Below are 1,285 nucleotides of genomic sequence, written 5' to 3' on the forward strand. Positions count from 1 at the left end.
CGATACGGTCGCAAATCAAGTCGGACATACCGATGTTGCAGTTCCCGCGCCACGGACGTCAGCCCATCTTGTCCTAGAGCGGTTCATGGCTAGGCTGAATCGGTAGGGATTCCCTTGCGGGCCGGTTTGTGATTCAAGATGTTGGCTGGGTCTGGGGACCAGCATCTGATGAGCCGACCTCTTTCCAATGATCTGCGTGAGCGTGTTGTTGCAGCCGTAGGTGCGGGTGAAAGCTGCCGGGCGGTTGCAACGCGATTTGGCGTGGCGGTGTCCTCGGTGGTGAAGTGGTTACAGCGCTATCGTGCGACGGGTTCAGTGGCGCCCGGAAAGATAGGCGGATACCGCAAGCCGGTGCTGGAACCGCATCGCGCCTTCATCAAGGAACGGATCAGCCAGACGCCGTATCTGACGCTGCACAAGCTGAAGGACGAACTTGCTGCCCGTGGGGTCGAGGTTTCGCACAATGCGGTCTGGACATTCCTGCGGCGCGAAGGCCTGCGGTTCAAAAAAAACGCTGTTCGCCCTTGAGCAGGCCCGCTCGGACATCGCGCGCGGGCGCCGCCGCTGGCAGTCGTGGCAGGCGGGCCTCGATCCCCAGCGCCTGGTCTTCATCGATGAGACCTGGATCAAGACCAGCATGGCTCCCTTGCGCGGGTGGGGCCCGAAGGGCGAACGGGTGCGGGGTGTTTTGCACCCCACGGCCATTGGCGGACGCTGACCTTTCTCGGCGCCTTGCGCTCTGACAGCCTCGTCGCTCCCTGCGTCTTCGACGGGCCGATCAATGGCGAATGCTTCCGAGCTTATGTCGAACAGCAGCTTGTTCCAGTTCTCAAGCCGGGCGACATCGTGATCATGGATAATCTCGGCAGCCACAAGTCGGCTGCTCTGCGTCGCATCATCAAAGGCGCCGGCGCCAGACTCTGGTATCTGCCGCCTTACTCACCCGACCTCAATCCGATCGAACAGACTTCGCCAAGATCAAGCACTGGATGCGCATCGCCCAGAAGCGCACCCTCGAAGACATTTGGCGACACCTCGGCGATCTCGTCGCCTCGATCCAGCCTACCGAATGCAGCAACTACTTCGCCAACGCAGGATATGCTTCCATCAAAACGTGAAACGCTCTAGCTGTCCAATACCCCGGTTTTACCGACGCCTAGATCGAGACATACCGAGCGACTTGTCAGGCTTTTCGCTGCAAAAAGGCCTCAGAAGTTCCGCTGGGCGCGAAGCTGCAGGTGGAACGTGTCCTGATCGCTGAACTCGTAGCGCGCGGTAGGCTTCG

1 pseudogene is annotated in these 1,285 nt (G+C 60.3%); it reads left to right on the plus strand.

The window, feature by feature from the left end:
• The first annotated feature begins 168 nt into the window (after window positions 1-168).
• Window positions 169-1,118, plus strand: a pseudogene (locus AC5ZG1_RS43945) (IS630 family transposase).
• Window positions 1,119-1,285 lie beyond the last annotated feature (167 nt).

It is taken from the genome of Bradyrhizobium sp. Leo78 (assembly GCF_059512425.1).